General features: G+C 71.9%; 18 protein-coding genes and 1 riboswitch. Of the genes, 5 read left to right on the top strand and 13 right to left on the bottom strand.

Annotation, left to right across the window (positions count from 1 at the left end):
• Positions 1 to 102: 102 nt before the first annotated feature.
• Positions 103 to 420, bottom strand: a complete 318-nt coding sequence (locus AH6_RS42555) for a DUF397 domain-containing protein (RefSeq protein ID WP_083983120.1) — start codon at positions 418 to 420, stop codon at positions 103 to 105.
• On the bottom strand, positions 417 to 1271 hold the full coding sequence (locus AH6_RS18315; RefSeq protein WP_157431556.1) for a helix-turn-helix domain-containing protein: 855 nt from the start codon (positions 1269 to 1271) through the stop codon (positions 417 to 419). The genes AH6_RS42555 and AH6_RS18315 overlap by 4 nt, the downstream gene beginning before the upstream one ends.
• Before the next feature lie 410 nt (positions 1272 to 1681).
• Here AH6_RS18315 and AH6_RS18305 point away from each other — a divergent pair, with 410 nt between their 5' ends.
• Positions 1682 to 2107, top strand: coding sequence for an ATP-binding protein (locus AH6_RS18305; protein ID WP_067481390.1), 426 nt, complete (start codon positions 1682 to 1684; stop codon positions 2105 to 2107).
• 25 nt (positions 2108 to 2132) lie between these two features.
• Here AH6_RS18305 and AH6_RS43830 read toward each other — a convergent pair whose 3' ends face one another.
• Together AH6_RS43830 and AH6_RS46670 are read right to left on the bottom strand one after the other, a co-directional pair.
• The gene (locus AH6_RS43830) at positions 2133 to 2333 is read right to left on the bottom strand and encodes a hypothetical protein (RefSeq protein ID WP_157431555.1); all 201 of its coding nucleotides are present in this window, start codon (positions 2331 to 2333) and stop codon (positions 2133 to 2135) included.
• Between the two features lie 230 nt (positions 2334 to 2563).
• Entirely contained in the window at positions 2564 to 2695 is a 132-nt protein-coding gene (locus AH6_RS46670; RefSeq protein WP_281180257.1) for a hypothetical protein, read from the bottom strand.
• A gap of 148 nt (positions 2696 to 2843) precedes the next feature.
• On the opposite strand from AH6_RS46670, the gene AH6_RS18300 reads away from it, so the two are divergent.
• On the top strand, positions 2844 to 3107 hold the full coding sequence (locus AH6_RS18300; RefSeq protein ID WP_245679366.1) for a type 1 glutamine amidotransferase family protein: 264 nt from the start codon (positions 2844 to 2846) through the stop codon (positions 3105 to 3107).
• Here AH6_RS18300 and def read toward each other — a convergent pair whose 3' ends face one another.
• Entirely contained in the window at positions 3108 to 3656 is a 549-nt protein-coding gene (gene def, locus AH6_RS18295) for a peptide deformylase (protein WP_067481388.1), read from the bottom strand. It abuts the gene before it with no gap.
• 59 nt (positions 3657 to 3715) lie between these two features.
• Positions 3716 to 3925, top strand: a riboswitch (cobalamin riboswitch).
• Positions 3926 to 4033: 108 nt separating this feature from the next.
• Between def and metE the strand changes: the two genes are divergently transcribed.
• Positions 4034 to 6247, top strand: coding sequence for a 5-methyltetrahydropteroyltriglutamate--homocysteine S-methyltransferase (gene metE / locus AH6_RS18290; RefSeq protein WP_067481385.1), 2214 nt, complete (start codon positions 4034 to 4036; stop codon positions 6245 to 6247).
• A 98-nt stretch (positions 6248 to 6345) separates the two neighbouring features.
• Here the strand turns inward: metE and AH6_RS18285 are convergent, their stop codons facing one another.
• The 3 genes from AH6_RS18285 to AH6_RS18275 form a co-directional block, all read right to left on the bottom strand.
• Positions 6346 to 6639, bottom strand: a complete 294-nt coding sequence (locus tag AH6_RS18285) for a hypothetical protein (protein ID WP_067481384.1) — start codon at positions 6637 to 6639, stop codon at positions 6346 to 6348.
• Positions 6640 to 6805: 166 nt separating this feature from the next.
• On the bottom strand, positions 6806 to 7639 hold the full coding sequence (locus AH6_RS18280) for a LuxR C-terminal-related transcriptional regulator (protein ID WP_157431554.1): 834 nt from the start codon (positions 7637 to 7639) through the stop codon (positions 6806 to 6808).
• Entirely contained in the window at positions 7639 to 8898 is a 1260-nt protein-coding gene (locus AH6_RS18275; RefSeq protein ID WP_067481380.1) for an ATP-binding protein, read from the bottom strand. Before AH6_RS18275 ends, AH6_RS18280 begins: the two co-directional genes overlap by 1 nt.
• 138 nt (positions 8899 to 9036) lie before the next feature.
• On the opposite strand from AH6_RS18275, the gene AH6_RS18270 reads away from it, so the two are divergent.
• Entirely contained in the window at positions 9037 to 9330 is a 294-nt protein-coding gene (locus tag AH6_RS18270) for a hypothetical protein (protein WP_067481378.1), read from the top strand.
• Here the strand turns inward: AH6_RS18270 and AH6_RS18265 are convergent.
• Positions 9314 to 10288 carry an isopenicillin N synthase family dioxygenase gene (locus AH6_RS18265; protein ID WP_067481376.1) on the bottom strand — a complete coding sequence of 325 codons (975 nt, stop codon included), beginning with the start codon at positions 10286 to 10288 and terminating at the stop codon, positions 9314 to 9316. The two genes, AH6_RS18270 and AH6_RS18265, sit on opposite strands and share 17 nt — an antisense overlap.
• Positions 10289 to 10477: 189 nt before the next feature.
• Positions 10478 to 10978 (bottom strand): anthrone oxygenase family protein, encoded by a 501-nt coding sequence (locus tag AH6_RS18260; protein ID WP_067481374.1) that lies wholly within the window; start codon positions 10976 to 10978, stop codon positions 10478 to 10480.
• Positions 10979 to 11064: 86 nt separating this feature from the next.
• Here AH6_RS18260 and AH6_RS18255 point away from each other — a divergent pair, with 86 nt between their 5' ends.
• The gene (locus AH6_RS18255) at positions 11065 to 11958 is read left to right on the top strand and encodes a LysR family transcriptional regulator (protein ID WP_083983114.1); all 894 of its coding nucleotides are present in this window, start codon (positions 11065 to 11067) and stop codon (positions 11956 to 11958) included.
• 31 nt (positions 11959 to 11989) lie between these two features.
• On the opposite strand, the gene AH6_RS18250 is transcribed toward AH6_RS18255, so the two are convergent.
• From AH6_RS18250 to AH6_RS18240, 3 genes are all read right to left on the bottom strand, one after another.
• On the bottom strand, positions 11990 to 12595 hold the full coding sequence (locus tag AH6_RS18250) for a class I SAM-dependent methyltransferase (RefSeq protein WP_067481370.1): 606 nt from the start codon (positions 12593 to 12595) through the stop codon (positions 11990 to 11992).
• Positions 12596 to 12625: 30 nt separating this feature from the next.
• Positions 12626 to 13825 (bottom strand): phospholipase D-like domain-containing protein, encoded by a 1200-nt coding sequence (locus AH6_RS18245; protein WP_067481369.1) that lies wholly within the window; start codon positions 13823 to 13825, stop codon positions 12626 to 12628.
• Positions 13826 to 13937: 112 nt separating this feature from the next.
• Entirely contained in the window at positions 13938 to 14576 is a 639-nt protein-coding gene (locus AH6_RS18240; protein WP_067481367.1) for a hypothetical protein, read from the bottom strand.
• Positions 14577 to 14756: the final 180 nt, after the last annotated feature.

Here is a 14756-nt window from a genome sequence, read left to right as displayed (position 1 = left end):
CCCCCAAGCGGAAGGGCGTAGCCCTGCTGTGTTGGCTTACTGAGGCGGGGGCGCTGCCCCCACACCCCCGCCGGGCTCCGCCCTGGCCCGGCCCGCGCGGGCTCAGGTGAGGTCGTAACCGCCGGTCTTGATGTGGGTGAGGAACTCCCGCCAAGCCGGAGTGCCGAACGCGAGGACAGGGCCCGTGATGTTCTTGGAGTCACGGACCGCCACCACACGGGCTGTTCTGCTGACCTCAAGGCAGTCAGCTTCAGGAGGACCACTATGTGTGCTCTTCCGCCAAGCCCCAGCGACCTCCACACAATGCCCCTCGGGGTGACTACTGTGGCTGCTCTTCTGCCAGGCTCTGGATACCTCGACGTCGGACTCGATGTGCTGGCTCTCAGCACGGACATGCTTCGTCGGGCTGTGAGTGCTCATGCGTGGGACGCTACTCCTTCAAGAAGTTTCAGTGACTCTCCTTCGCCGAGGGCAGCGCCGAAGAGACGGTCGAAGACCTTGATGAACCTCGCCAGCTCCTCCTCGTTGTCCACGAAGAGCGAGCGTGCCAGGTGTTCGAGTACCGCCACGGTCAGCGTTCCAGGTGGCCGCAACGTCAAGAGAAGGAAGGACTCGGACAGGCCCAGATAGGCGCTCTTGGAGAAGGGCAGCACGTGAATGTGAACATGGGGCCAGTGCGCCCACTCGGCCAGTTGGCGTAGCTGTGCCTGCATGACGGAGGCGCTACCCATCTGGTGATGCAGCACGGACTCGTGAATGACCGCCATGAACTCTGGCGGGTTCGGTCCGGTGAGGACCTTCTGCCTGTCCATCCGGAAGTCCAGCAGCGCTGGAGTACGGCCGGAGTACACGGGATTCCCCACTTCGAAGAGAGCCCGTGCGTAGTCCTTGGTTTGTAGCAGGCCGGGGATGATCGTGGGGTGGAAGGCACGGACTAGCCGGGACTCGCATTCCAGACTCATGAGGTCCAGGGCAGCCGCGGAGATGCGACCTTCATAGGGGCGCTGCCATCCCTTGAGGCGGGGCTGTTGGGCCAGATGGAGCAGGGACTCGCGCAGGAGACCGTCGGAGACTTCGTAGAAGTCCAGCAGATCAGCCAGCTCATACGGTGTCACCGCCTGCGTTCCATTCTCAACCGTGCTGAACCACCCCGCCGACCTGCCATAAAGCCGACAGGCCGTGCTGAGCTTCATCCCTTTCGCTTCGCGCGCTTGGCGGAGGGCCGAACCGATCCGGCGCATCCGCACGGTGGGTTGCTTCCCGGAGGGCATCACCCCACGATGTCACGCTCGGTGGTGGTCTGGATGCGGGTAACGGGCCACTGAAGTTTCAGTCGCGGAAAACGTTCACTCGGGCACTGAACATCCCTCCGACGCCCAAACGTACAACCAGGGTGGCGGGCGACTCCGGAACGAAGGGAGCCGCCGGTGCGGGCGTCGGAGACACGGTTCGAACTACTGGTCCGGTTGGCGTGGGAGCTGCGGGCTGTCCCGGCTACCTCGCTGCTGGTCGTGCCCGGCAACGGGGAGGCTGTGCTGTGGGTGATGGGTACGCGCGGGCGGAGGGAGGCCGTGCTGGCGGTCCTCCGCGTCGACCGGTGGCTCCTCCTGTGGCGGGGGACGGAGCTCGATCCCGCCCAGATGCCGGAGGCGGCGCTCCGGATCGCGCTGGGGGTGGCGGCATGAGCGGCGTCAGCGCAGGCGGCAGCGGTGTCATCGGGGCCATCACCCTCCCGGGCGTCCGGCGCTCGGTCGGGTACGCGCGCACCTTCCTGCGCGACCTGGTTCCCCAGGACGATCCCGTTCTCGACGACCTCGTGCTCGTCGGCAGCGAGACCGTCGCCAACGCCATCACCCACACCGCCTCCGGCCACGCCGGTGGGCGCGTCACCGTCGTCCTCACCGCCGCCCCCGGCCTCTACCGGCTGGAGGTCGCCGACGACGGCGCGGCCGGCTCGCGTCCCCACGTCAAGCGCGAGAACGGCTCCGACAACGGGCGCGGCATGCGCATTGTGGACGCCCTCGCCCTGCGCTGGGGATGGCGCGAGGACGGTGACCGCACCGTCGTCTGGGCCGAGTTCCCCGGCTCCGTCCCTCCGGCCCGCTGAGGGGGCGGGCCGGAGGGACGGCCGCTCAGCGGCCCCGGTTGAACTGGCGCGTCGGCATCTGCCGCGCGTTGTGGCGCGCGTTATTGGCGCGGGCCGACGCCTTGGCGTCGAATCCCTTCCGCGCAGCCTTGTTCTTCATGGCGTCGAGAAAGGGCTTGTTGTTGTCGTTGTTGTTATTTAGGGCACGCAAAATGAAGCCACCTCCGGGCATGTCGAATTCGGCCACGTTGAAGGCCGACGAGAAAAGGGCATGAGGCGCGCAGGGGTGCGGGAGTGCGCATCGGCCCCTGTGCGCGGACGTGCAAGGTCCACGTAGGTCAGGGTGTGAGATGCGGTAGCGCCCGTGGCGCCGGAGGGATGGGAGCGGGCCGCAGCGTTGCTGCGGGCGGCTCAACCGAAGGGATCAGGACTCCATGCGGGAGATATTAGTCCGGTATGTGGGGCCGGTGTCAAGCATTATTTTCGGCCCGAATTCCGGTAGCGGTCCAGCAGTTCGAGAACCTCGTGTTTGAGGTCGCCCACGAAGTCGTCGTCATCGAGGTCGCGCACGTCCGTGCAGACCACCAGCGCGGTCACGCCGTTCGTCATCTGCTCTCCCGCCGCTTCCATCCCTGACGCTGTTCCCAGGCCGCGGCGCCGTCAGCCACGGCTCTGGTCTGCGGCTTCCCGCCCATGGCGTGAATCGTGGAGTGGGCGTCGTTGACGCCATCAGGCGCACGCGACGAGCCTTGAGGGCATGCGCCGCGTCGTCTTCGTCATCTATCCCGGCAGCGTGGACACGCACTGGAGCGCCGAGGACGAACTACAGGCGCGCGGCGACGTGACGGTGGTGCGAGACCAACGCTGGGTCGTGGACGGCAACCTCGTCACGAGCCAAGGCGTGTCAGCAGGCATCGACATGTCGCTATGGCTCATCGAGAAGCTGTACGGCCGCGAGCACTACCACCAGGTCGTGCGCTACATGCAGTACGACCCCGCCCCGCCCTACGCCACGCCCTGATCAGGACTCGGACGAGGCCGAAGCCGCGGCCTCCGCCATCAGCTCCTCCAGTTCCTTCAGCACCCGCTTGCGCGCCCGCTTCGAGATCCGGTCGATGTACAGCTTGCCGTTCAGGTGGTCCGTCTCGTGCTGGAGGCACCGCGCCAGCAGGCCCGTCCCCACCACCGTCACCGGCGCGCCCGTCGTGTCGAAGCCGTGGCAGGTCGCCTGGTCCGGGCGTGCCACCGACGCGTGCGGGCCCGGCACCGACAGGCAGCCCTCCTCGCTGTCGTCCAGGTGCCGGTGGTCCAGGTCCGGCAGTTCCAGCGTCGGGTTCACCACGACGCCCTTCTGGTGGACGCCGTCCTCGTCGGGGCAGTCGTACACGAACACCCGCAGGTCCACGCCGATCTGGTTCGCCGCCAGGCCCACGCCGTCGGCCTCGTACATGCTGGCGAACATGTCCGCCACCAGCTCGGCCAGCGCCGCGTCGAACTCCTCGACCGGGCGGCACGGCTGGTGCAGCACCGGCGTCCCCACCAGCGTGATCGGTCGTGCCTGTCCCGTCATGCGCCACCCCTCCGAAGTCTCGACAAGCATCGTAGACGGCGACGGGGCATGTCCTGTCTATACTCGCGGCTGCGGAAGGTTCACCCGCGCCGGCACGTCGGCGCGGGTGTCGCAAGAGGGAACCCGGTGCGAATCCGGGACTGCCCCGCAGCGGTGAACGGGAACGACCGCCGTCATACGCACTGACCCCCGGGTTGGGAAGCGACGGCCAGTAGGAGCGACGCAAGGCGCCCGTGAGTCCGAAGACCTGCCCTCCGCCCGCGCGCCGACCGGCGCGCGGTGGTCCACGGCCTCGCGGGACGGCCCGGACGCGGCGGAGCTCCGCCGTGCCCTCGCTCCGCGCTGCCGTGGAAATGGCCGGACGAGGGAGAACAGCCATGACCACGACCGTCCTCGGGTACCCGCGCATCGGGCCCGACCGCGAACTCAAGCGCGCCACCGAGTCCTACTGGGCCGGCCGCATCGACGCCGCCGAACTGGAGCGCGTCGCCAAGGCGCTGCGCCGCCAGGTCTGGGAGGGCCTCCGCGACGCCGGGATCGCCCAGGTCCCCTCCAACACCTTCTCGCTGTACGACCAGATGCTCGACACCACCGTCCTGCTGGACGCCGTCCCCGACCGGTTCCGGCACCTGGACGGCCTGGACGCCTACTTCGCGATGGCGCGCGGGGCCGACGGCGTCCCGGCGCTGGAGATGACCAAGTGGTTCGACACCAACTACCACTACCTGGTCCCCGAGCTGGGACCTGACACCCGGTTCCGGCTGCCCGAGCCCGGCGGCATCAAGCCGCTCGTCGAGTACCGCGAGGCGCGCGAGCTCGGCATGGAGACCCGGCCCGTGCTGATCGGCCCGCTCACCTACCTGCTGCTCGCCAAGGCCCCGCAGGGCTTCAACACCCTCGACCTGCTCAACCCGCTGCTGGAGGTCTACGCCGAGCTGCTGGAGCGGCTGGCCGGGGCGGGCGTCCAGTGGGTCCAGCTCGACGAGCCCGCGCTCGCCGCCGACCGCACCGACGCCGAACTCGGCGCGCTCCAGCACGCCTACGAGCGGCTCGGCGAGCTGACCAGCCGCCCCCGGATGCTGGTCGCCACCTACTTCGGCGACATCGGCGCGGCGCTCCCGGTGCTGGCCGACTCCAAGGCCGAGGCGATCGGGCTCGACTTCGTCGCCGGGCCCGGCAACCTGGAGGGGCTCGCGGCGGTCGGCGGGCTGCCGCGCCGCACGCTGGTCGCCGGGCTCGTGGACGGCCGCAACGTCTGGCGCGCCGACCTGCCCGCCGCCCTGTCCACGGCCGCGACGCTGATGGGCCTGGTCGGTGACGTGGTGGTCGGGTCGTCGTGCCCGCTGCTGCACGTCCCGCTCGACCTGGACGCCGAGACCGGCCTGGAGGACGGCCTGCGGGAGCGGCTGGCGTTCGCCCGGCAGAAGGTGGACGAGGTCGTGCTGATCAGCCGCGCCCTCAAGGAGGGCCGCCACGTCATCGCCGACCAGCCGTCCCGGGCCCCGCAGAACCGCGCCGCCCCCAACGAGATCGACGCGACGCGCACCGACCGCGCCGCGCGGGCCGCCGCCCAGCGCGACGCCCTCCGCCTGCCGCCCCTCGCGACCACCACCATCGGCTCATTCCCCCAGACGGCCGAGGTCCGCAAGGCCCGCGCCGACCTGCGCGCCGGGCGCATCGACACCGCCGCCTACGAGCAGGCCATGCGCGACGAGATCGACCGCGTCATCGCCCTCCAGGAGGACATCGGCCTGGACGTCCTGGTGCACGGCGAGCCCGAGCGCAACGACATGGTCCAGTACTTCGCCGAGCAGCTCGACGGGTACGCCGCCACCGAGCACGGCTGGGTCCAGTCCTACGGCACCCGCTGCGTCCGCCCGCCGATCCTGCACGGCGACGTGACGCGGCCCGCGCCCATGACCGTGCGCTGGACGACCTACGCCCAGTCGCGCACCGCCCGTCCCGTCAAGGGCATGCTGACCGGCCCGGTGACCATGCTGGCCTGGTCGTTCGTGCGCGACGACCAGCCGCTCGCCGCCACCGCCCGGCAGGTCGCGCTGGCCCTGCGCGACGAGATCGCCGACCTGGAGGCCGCCGGGGCCCGCGTCGTGCAGGTGGACGAGCCCGCGCTGCGCGAGCTGCTGCCGCTGCGCCGCGCCGACCACGACGCCTACCTGGCGTGGGCGGTCGGCGCGTTCCGGCTCGCCACCTCGGGCGTCGCCGACACCACCCAGATCCACACGCACATGTGCTACTCGGAGTTCGGCGAGATCATCGGGGCGATCGGCGCGCTGGACGCCGACGTCACCAGCGTCGAGGCCGCCCGCTCGCACATGGAGCTGGTCGCCGACCTGGAGGCCGCCGGGTACGCGGCGGGGATCGGGCCGGGTGTCTACGACATCCACTCGCCGCGCGTCCCGGCGGCCGGGGAGATGGCCACGGCGCTGCGCCGCGCGCTGGGCGTCGTCCCGCCGGACCGGTTGTGGGTCAACCCCGACTGCGGGTTGAAGACCCGTGGTTACGCCGAGACCGAGGCGGCGCTCCGCACCATGGTCGCGGCCGCGCGCGAGGTCAGGGCCTCGCTGGGCTGACGCCGGAAGGGCCCGCCCGGAGGCGGGCGGGCCCCACGGGCGGGTCAGAGGTTGCGCAGTGCCTTGCCGCCCTTTGCGCCGACGCGCGCCCACGCCGTTCAGAGGTTGCGCAGGGCCTTGCTGACCTTCGCGCCGACGCGCGCGCCCACGCCGTAGCCCGCCGCCGACACCGGCAGCGCCCCGTGCGTGGCCGCGTACGCGGCGCCGACCGGGTGCGCGACGGCGGCGGCGGTGGCCGCCGCGCCGAGACCCGCGAGCCCTGCGGCGATGCCCACGACGCCGCCGATGGCGGCGCAGGTCTCGTCCATCGACGTCTCGCACTCGGCCTGGACGGCCTTGCTGTGTTCGGCCATGTTCTCGCGGAAGCGCGCGGCCTGGAATCCGTTGACCATGACTGCCGACCTTTCTGCCGAAGGGGTCCGGGCGCGGCCTGCCGGGAGGCGAGGCCGCGCCCGGACGCCGGATGGTCCTGGGGACCGGGACGCCCCCGGCGGTCCGCACTGCCCGTCGTCCCGGTCACCTGAGCTGAATCATGCGCCGGTCAGAGGCTCCGCACAGTCACCAGTTCTGGTGATTCGTCCGGCCGCACAGGTTGAGGTCGAGGGCCAGGCGGCGGGCCGTCTGGCGTTGCGTCAGCCCGGCCGCCAGGTCGGGGAACGCCGTGCGGTACTTGGCGCGGATGTTGCGCAGGTGGGTGTTCAGGGTGTTGGCCGACATGTGGAGGGCGCGGGCGGCGGCCTCGGCGTCCAGGTCGCGGCAGCCGATCGCCACCAGCACCTCGCGCTCGCGGTCCGACAACGACAGCAGGGCACGGCGGGCCCGGTTCGCGGCGAACGCGCGGGACAGGAACCCCTGCATCCGCGCGGTGGTCAGGCCGTGCAGGGCGGCGGCCTCGGCTTCGGTGCGACCCTGCACGAAGGACTTCAGGACGTCCCGATCCACCGACGTCAACTCGCGGCCGGGCGGCAGCCGGGACGCGCGCAGGCCGCCGTAGAACAGGTCGGCCAGGGCGGACGACAGGTGCAGGCGTCCCGCCGCGACCGTCTCGATCGCCGCCGCCAGCTCCTCGGAGGGCTGCGACTTCTCGACGTAGCCGTGCGCGCCCTCCGCCACCGCCTCCAGCACCTGCCCGGCCGGAGCGTGGCCCGACAGCAGCAGCACCCGCCAGCCGAGCCCGCGCAGGTGCCGGACGGCGTCGCTCCCCGACGGCCCCACCTTCAACACCACGTCGCAGACCGCGACGCCGCCGGACGGCCCCGCCGGGCCCACGGCCGTGACGTCGGCGGCGGGCGGCAACATCCGGTGGCCGCGCGCAGCCAGGTGCGGGATCAGCCACGCCACCAGCGGTTGCACGACCATGAGGTGGTCGTCGACGAAGACGATCTGGGCCATCAGCGGCTCCACGTCATCAGGACCGAGGTGCCCCGGCCCGGCGCGGAGGTCACCTCGCACGCGGCGTCCAGCGCCCGCACCGCCGCGAACGTCTCCGCCGTGCCCCGGCCGCGCGGCGCGGTCGCGGCGTCGAAGCCCGCGCCGTGGTCCACCACCGACACCTCCAGTCGGTCGCCGTCACACTCGGCGAAGAAGTGCACCTCGACGTCGGGCCCGGCGTACTTGGCGGCATTGGCCAGCGCCTCGCGCGCCGCCGCGCACACCGCCTCGGCCAGCTCCGGCGGCGGCTCGGCCGACACGTAGAAGCGCGGTTGCACCAGCACGCCGAGGTCCACGAACGTCTCGCTCAGCTCGATCAGCCGCTTCTCGAACGGCGAGCCGGTGTCGGCGGTGCCGCGCAGCAGGTTGCGGGCCATCAGCGCGGCCCGGCGCGCCGAGCGGCGGCCCTCGGGGGCGAGGCGGTCGTCGCGCGCCATGCCATCGAGGACGGTGAGGACGCCGTCGTGCAGGCCGCTGCGCATCCGCTCCCGGTGCAGCGCCAGGTCCAGCAGGCGGCGCTGCTCGGCGGCGTCGCGCTCGGCGGCGTGCTGCTCGGCGGTGGCCCGCGCCGCGTCGCGTTCGGCGGCGCGCTGCTTGGCGGCGGCGCGGGCGGTGCGCGCCGCCAGCTCGCGCATCAGGCGCGGCACGTACAGGCCGACCAGGAACCACATGACGAAGCCCAGCAGGTCCGAGCCCAGTTTCAGCGTCAGGTGCGGGTAGACCGTCGCCGCCCAGCCGCCCCACAACGCCAGCAGCCCCAGCACCGACCGCCACCGCAACCCGAGCGCGAAGCCCAGCAGCGCCGACGACACCAGGCTGAACGGCACCACCTCGGTCATGATCTCGTTGCGCAGCCACGGCTCGGCGGCCCGCGACCCCACCACCATCAGCGCCAGGCAGAACACGTAGTCCACCGCGACCAGCACATGGTCGTCGCGCACCGAGCGGCGGCGCAGCGTGCGCCGCACGAACCAGGTCGCCTCCACCGCGCACGCAGCTGCCGCCAGCAGCGCCAGCTCCGGGTGCGCCAGCCGGTTCCAGGCCAGCAGCGGGATCAGCAGGAACGGCACCATCGCGGCCCGCAGGAACGCGATCATCTTGGCGACGCGCTCCTCGTTCCCGGCCACGATCCCGTCCGGGTCGTCGGGGACGGCGGGGACGCGCCGCCAGTCGAGCGCGGCGACGAACCCCGCCCGGCGCGAACGCGTGTGCACGGTCATCGAGACCACCTCGGCGGTGTCAGGACGGAGCGCGGTACCCCTGAGACGCCAGGGTGGTCGGGAAGGTTCGGGCCGGGCGGACGTGCGGGTTTTCGGGCGGAGCGGGAGGCCGTGGGGGCGTGGTCGATAATCGCCCGTATGCGCTTCGGGGTCCTGGGGGACACGCGGATGTGGCGCGCCGACGGCACCGACGTGCCGCTGGGCGGCCCCGCCCGCCGCGCCGCGTTTGCCCGCTACGAGGACGTGATCGGCCCGTACGCGCGCGGCTGCATCAAGTCCGGCGAGGGCGTCGGCCGCCTCATGGTCCCCGAGGGCCGGCTCATGAACTGGCTCATGAGCCGGTCCCTCAAGGTGCTGCCCTACCTGCCGTGGAAGAACATGATGGCCAAGGGGGCACGCAAGACCGCCGAAGCCGTCACGTTGCCCGCGTGAAGTTCGCCGCGATGCGCTGGGCGATGTAGTCCCCGGCCGTGATCGGCGGGTACCCGCCGCCCGGGCTCTCGATCAGCACGTCCCGGTTGGCCTGCGCGAAGAACGCGACGCTGTGGCGCGGCCCCTGGTAGTCGTCCGGGCCGGGGTTCTTCACGCGGTGGAAGTTGGACGGCAGCCGGTCGCCGCTCCAGCGCATCAGCATGTCGCCGATGTTGCAGGTGATGGCGTCGTCGGACGGCTCGATCGGCGTCCACTCCTGCTCCTGCGCCTCCCGGCCGGGGCACACCTGCAACCCGCCCTGCCCGTCGCGCTGGAACAGCAGCGTCAGGCAGTCGAAGTCGGTGTGCGCCCCGGCCCGCCACAGGTCGAGCGTGCCGCGCGCCTCCGCCGGGATCGCGAAGTAGTGCAGCAGCCGCAGCGTGCTCTGGTAGCTGGCCTGGGACGGGTCGTGCGCGCGGGTGAAGAAGTCGGCGTCGAACCCGAGCTTCTCCGCGAAGCACGACAGCAACCGCATCGCCAGCTCCCAGCACCGGCCCTCGAACGCCAGCAGCGTGTCGCGGAACCCCTCGTCCGGCCACAACCCGTCCATGTGCGGGCGGGTGACCTGGAAGGACTCCTTCTGGTCGGGGGTGCCGACCGACGGGCGGACCTGCGTCAGGCTCTCCCAGCCCGCGTTCAGGCCCGCCTTCAGCCGGTGGCGCTCCTTCACCTCGCGCGGCAGGGCGAAGAACCGCTCGGCCTCGGCGAAGGCCGCGCGGACCTCCGCCAGGTCGATGCCGTGGTTCACCACCTGGAAGAAGCCGATCTCCACGGCGGCGTCCCACAGCTCGTCGGCGATCGCGGCGCGGCGGGCGTCGAAGCCGGACAGGTCGACGCGCCGGATCTCGCGCCGGTCGGTCTCGGTGCCGGGGCCGCCCATGCGGGTCTCCCGGTCGAGTTCGGTCAGGTCGTAGGTCATTGGAGTGCGGACTCCCGCTGCTCACGAGACCACATGCACTTGTCGACGCGGGTCGGAGGGAGCCCTCGCCCGCGCCGCAATCTGGGGCTTCTGAACCGGAGATTACATGCAACCTCTGCGACGCCGACCATCCTGCGGGACGGTTGTTGCCTGCGGGATCGACGCCGTTGCGCGGGCGTTAAGAATCCCTCACGCCAGGTTCCGGCCGTGCACGATCAGCGCCCACATCAGGCAGCCGAACGAGCCGGTCGAGGCGAGGGCGCGCACGATGTTCCAGGTGACCCAGCGCGCCTCGAACGTGTCCCGCACGGCGGCCAGATCAGCGATCTTCGCGGGGTCGCCCGCCTTGGCGAGCTGGTCGTTGAGCGGCACGTTGACGCCGCTGGTGACCAGGAACATCACCAGGTACAGGACCAGGCCCGCGATCACCCACGGCAGCGCCGAGCCGCCGCCGGTGCGCCACTGGAGCGCCACCGCCGCGATCAGGAACAACAACCCGCCCATGAACATCGACATGAACACCGGGTTGAGGATCGCCACGTTGATGCGCTGCATGCCCTCGACGAGGGTGCGGTCGCTGCCCTGCTTGAAGCCCGGCATCACCGCGTAGGCGAACGCGGCGAACAGGCCCGCCATCAGGCCCGCGCTGAGCGTGGACAGCAGGAGCACGACGGTGCTGAGCGTTTTCATGCCTCAACGATCGTGCGTGCGGGGCGGCCGAACAACGGCGAAGCCTGCAACACTCGTTAATGCAGGCATTAACGATGGGGGCGCGCGTGGAACTGCGGGACATCGAGATCTTCCTGACGCTCGCCGAGGAGTTGCACTTCGGCCGCACCGCCGAGCGCCTGCACGTCTCGACCGCGCGCGTCAGCCAGGCCGTTCGGCAGCAGGAACGCCGCATCGGGGCCCCGCTGTTCGAGCGCACCAGCCGACGCGTCGCCCTCACCCCGATCGGGGAGCGGCTGCGCGACGACCTCGCCGAGGGCTACCGGATCATCCAGGACGGCATCGCGCGCGCCACCGACGCCGCGCGCCGCCCCTCCGGCACGCTGCGGCTCGGCCTGATGGGCGCGGCCGGGAACGAGATCCACGACATCGTCGCGGAGTTCCGCCGCCGCCATCCCGGCTGCGACCTGGCGCTGCGCGAGGCGCACGTCTCCGACCCGTTCGGGCCGCTGCGCACCGGCGCGATCGACGTGCAGATCCTGTGGCTGCCCGTCGCCGAGCCCGACCTGACGGTGGGGCCCGTCGTCATCACCGAGACGCTGGTGCTGGCCGTCTCGCCGGACCACCCGCTGGCCGCGCGCGCGTCGGCGTCGCTGGAGGATCTGGCGGACGGGCAGGTGTTCGGCACCGCGCACGGCGCGCCCTCCTACTACGAGGAGGCGGTCGTCCCGCGCCGGACGTCCAGCGGGCGGCCCGTCCCGCGCGGCCCGGTGGTGGAGACCGTGCAGGAGATCCTCGCGCACGTCGGCGCAGGCCACGGGACACAACCCGTCCCGGCGCACGCGGCCAAGTACTTCACCCGCCCCGACATCGCCTACGTGCCGATCCACGACTCCCCGGAACTGCGCTGGGGACTGGTGTGGCGGACGGGCGCGGAGACGCCGCTGCTGCGCGCGTTCGCGGACGTCGCCGAGGATCTGCGGCCGTCAACCGCGCGGTGAGCAGGCCGCGCGGGCCAGCGAGCCGCGGACGTCAGCCGAGCGGTGAACGGACCGCGCGCACCAGCGTGTCGATGGCGTCGCGGGTCTCGCCGTCCACCTCCACCGGACGCCGCACGCGTTCGGCGCGCTGGATGGTCAGGCCGGGCAGCGCGCCGGTGACCTTCTCCGGGGTGTGCAGGACGTCGGGATCCTGCGGGCCGCCGACGCCGTCGGTGATGTTGGTGCGGTCGTGCCCGACGAAGACCAGCACGCCGCCGGGGCGCAGCGCGGCGGCGGCCGTGCCGAGGACGGCGGCCATCTCGTCCGGCGGCAGGTGCAGGTAGGCGACGACGACCGCGTCGAACCCGTCCTCCGGCGGCGTCCACGCCGTCACGTCCGCGACGACGAACTCCACGTCGAGGGAACGCTCGGCGGCCAGCCGGCGGCCGCGCTCGACGCCGGCGGCCGAGAAGTCCACCGCCGTGACGTCCCAGCCGAGACCCGCCAGCCACAGCGCGTTGCGGCCCTCACCGGCGGCGAGGTCCAGGGCGCGGCCGGGCGGCAGGCCGCCGAACTCCTCGGCCACGAAGCGGTTGGGCTCCGCCGACCACACCATCTCCGCCGCCGCGTAGCGGGCGTCCCATCCCTGTGCGTCCACGCCCGCCATCGTAGGGGGACGTGGCCGCGATCACAGGAAGCGCCGCAGCGGCGTGATCGCGGTCTCCAGGGCGCGCTGCGGGAGCGGGCGGCGCTTCCAGCGCACCTCCTCGATCTCCTCGCTGGCCGCGAAGTCGTCGTCGAAGTCGGCGTCCAGCCGGGCGGTCAGGTCCTCGTCCATCACCGCGAGCATGACCTCCTCGTCGTGGTCGAGGGAGCGCCGGTTGAAGTTGGTGGAGCCGATCAGCGACACCGTGCCGTCCATGGTCAGGATCTTGGCGTGCATCATCGACGGCTGGTACTGCCAGATCCGCACCCCGCTCTCCAGCAGCCGCGCGTAGTGCTGCTGGCTCGCCAGCCGCGACACCCGCTTGTCGGCGTGCGGGCCGGGCACCAGGATCTCCACGGCCACGCCGCGCTCGGCGGTGCGGCAGATCAGCTCGGCGAAGAAGTCGTCGGGCGCGAAGTAGGCGGTGGCGAGCCGGACGCGCTTCTCCGCCGACTCGAACGTCACGCGCATCAGCGTCTGCATGTCCTGCCAGCCGAAGCTCGCCGAGCCCCGCACCACCTGCACCACCGACTCGCCGGCGGGCTCGTGCGAGCAGAACCGGTCGTGGTCGTCGAACAGCTCGTCGTGGCACTCGGCCCAGTTCTGCGCGAACGCCGCCGCGATCCCGTCCACGGCCGGGCCGCGCACCTCCACGTGGGTGTCGCGCCACTCGCCGGAGTTGCGCGCGTCGCCGCACCACTCCTCGGCGATGCCGACGCCGCCGGTGAACGCGGTGTGCTCGTCCACGATCAGCACCTTGCGGTGGCAGCGGTGGTTCTGCTTGAGCGGCGACAGCGCCAGCGGCTTGCGGAACCACGCCACGTGCACGCCCGCGTCGCTCATCATCGTCAGGCACTCGGAGTCGATGGGGCGGCTGCCGAACCCGTCCAGCAGCAGCCGCACCCGCACGCCCGCGCGGGCGCGGTCGGCCAGCGCCGAGGCGAAGCTGCGCGCGATGTCGCCGCGCCAGTACACGTAGGTCATCATGTCGATGGTGTGCTCGGCCGACTCGATGGCCTTGAGCATCGCCGGGAAGATGCGGTCGCCGTTGCGCAGGGGGACGACCGAGTTCCCCTCGGTCGCCGCCACGCCGATGAGCCGTTCCAGTCGCCGCCGGAACCGGTTCTCGGCGGGACTTTCGCCGGGGGCGGTGTCTTCCGCTGGAGGCGAGGAAAGCGCCACGGGATCCTCCTGACCGCTGCTTTGGATGCGCTTTGCCTACCCCTGGCGTCGGGGAACATTCCTGTGCCCCGTGTCACGAGAAGGTGTCAGGGTCGGGCACCAGGGACGGGTGTCACGGCAGGACGTCGCGGAAGGCGCGCCACAGGTCGTGCGCCGCCAGGGCCTCGGCACCGGCGTCGTGCTCCAGCAGCAGGTCCCCGACGGCGTCGCCGCCCAGCCACCGGTGCAGCGCCGGATCGTCCGGCGGATAGACGATCAGCTCGGCGATGTGGCGGACGGTGCCGGGTGTCGCGGTCCGCTCCCACAGCGCCAGGTAGCCGCCGAGGTCGCGGCCCAGCTCGCAGAGCACGTCGAGGACCTGCGCGAACGAGACCAGGCGCGGGTACTCCAGCAGCGCCGAACGCAACCACGCGTCGAAGAACCCCGCCACGGCCGCGCCCTCCTCCGGCGGCCACGCGAGACCGCACCTGGCCGCGAGCAGCCGCGCGTCGGACCACTCGTCGCGTGCCAGCAGCTCCAGCATGCGCGGCAGGTAGTGCTTGAACTCCGCCTCGCCGCCCCAGGTGTTCATCGCCCGCAGGAGGTAGGTGTCCAGGTGCGCTTCGGTGAGGTCGGGCAACGGGACGGCGCGGAGGGCGGCGACCTGCTCGGGGCGCAGGCAGTGCGCGCAGAAGTCCGCGCCGGTGGGCGTCCGGTACGCGCCGAAGACGGCGTACGCCTCAGCGACCGCCCGCTCCAGCTCCGGCGTCATGCAGCCCATCTAACGCGAAAAGGGCCGCCCTCGTGGAGGACGGCCCTTTTCAGGTGGTGCTCAGGAGTTGTACGAGGACGCCGCGGGGCGGTTGCGCGTCGAGCGGCGCGCCTGCCCGGAGCGACCGGCCTCGGCGCGGTGCGCGCCGCCGCCCTCGCCGCGACCGGCGGCGGGAGCCGC

Source organism: Actinomadura hibisca NBRC 15177 (assembly GCF_001552635.1).
GTDB classification, from domain to species: Bacteria; Actinomycetota; Actinomycetes; order Streptosporangiales; family Streptosporangiaceae; genus Spirillospora; species Spirillospora hibisca.
This window is presented reverse-complemented; position numbering and strand designations above follow the sequence as displayed.

Bases quoted from the DNA above. Each gene is read 5' to 3' on its own strand.
- AH6_RS42555 (WP_083983120.1), bottom strand. From the start codon at position 420: ATGAGCACTCACAGCCCGACGAAGCATGTCCGTGCTGAGAGCCAGCAC.
- AH6_RS18315 (WP_157431556.1), bottom strand. From the start codon at position 1,271: ATGCCCTCCGGGAAGCAACCCACCGTGCGGATGCGCCGGATCGGTTCG.
- AH6_RS18305 (WP_067481390.1), top strand. From the start codon at position 1,682: ATGAGCGGCGTCAGCGCAGGCGGCAGCGGTGTCATCGGGGCCATCACC.
- AH6_RS46670 (WP_281180257.1), bottom strand. From the start codon at position 2,695: ATGACGAACGGCGTGACCGCGCTGGTGGTCTGCACGGACGTGCGCGAC.
- AH6_RS18300 (WP_245679366.1), top strand. From the start codon at position 2,844: ATGCGCCGCGTCGTCTTCGTCATCTATCCCGGCAGCGTGGACACGCAC.
- def (WP_067481388.1), bottom strand. From the start codon at position 3,656: ATGACGGGACAGGCACGACCGATCACGCTGGTGGGGACGCCGGTGCTG.
- metE (WP_067481385.1), top strand. From the start codon at position 4,034: ATGACCACGACCGTCCTCGGGTACCCGCGCATCGGGCCCGACCGCGAA.
- AH6_RS18285 (WP_067481384.1), bottom strand. From the start codon at position 6,639: ATGGTCAACGGATTCCAGGCCGCGCGCTTCCGCGAGAACATGGCCGAA.
- AH6_RS18280 (WP_157431554.1), bottom strand. From the start codon at position 7,639: ATGGCCCAGATCGTCTTCGTCGACGACCACCTCATGGTCGTGCAACCG.
- AH6_RS18275 (WP_067481380.1), bottom strand. From the start codon at position 8,898: ATGACCGTGCACACGCGTTCGCGCCGGGCGGGGTTCGTCGCCGCGCTC.
- AH6_RS18270 (WP_067481378.1), top strand. From the start codon at position 9,037: ATGCGCTTCGGGGTCCTGGGGGACACGCGGATGTGGCGCGCCGACGGC.
- AH6_RS18265 (WP_067481376.1), bottom strand. From the start codon at position 10,288: ATGACCTACGACCTGACCGAACTCGACCGGGAGACCCGCATGGGCGGC.
- AH6_RS18260 (WP_067481374.1), bottom strand. From the start codon at position 10,978: ATGAAAACGCTCAGCACCGTCGTGCTCCTGCTGTCCACGCTCAGCGCG.
- AH6_RS18240 (WP_067481367.1), bottom strand. From the start codon at position 14,576: ATGACGCCGGAGCTGGAGCGGGCGGTCGCTGAGGCGTACGCCGTCTTC.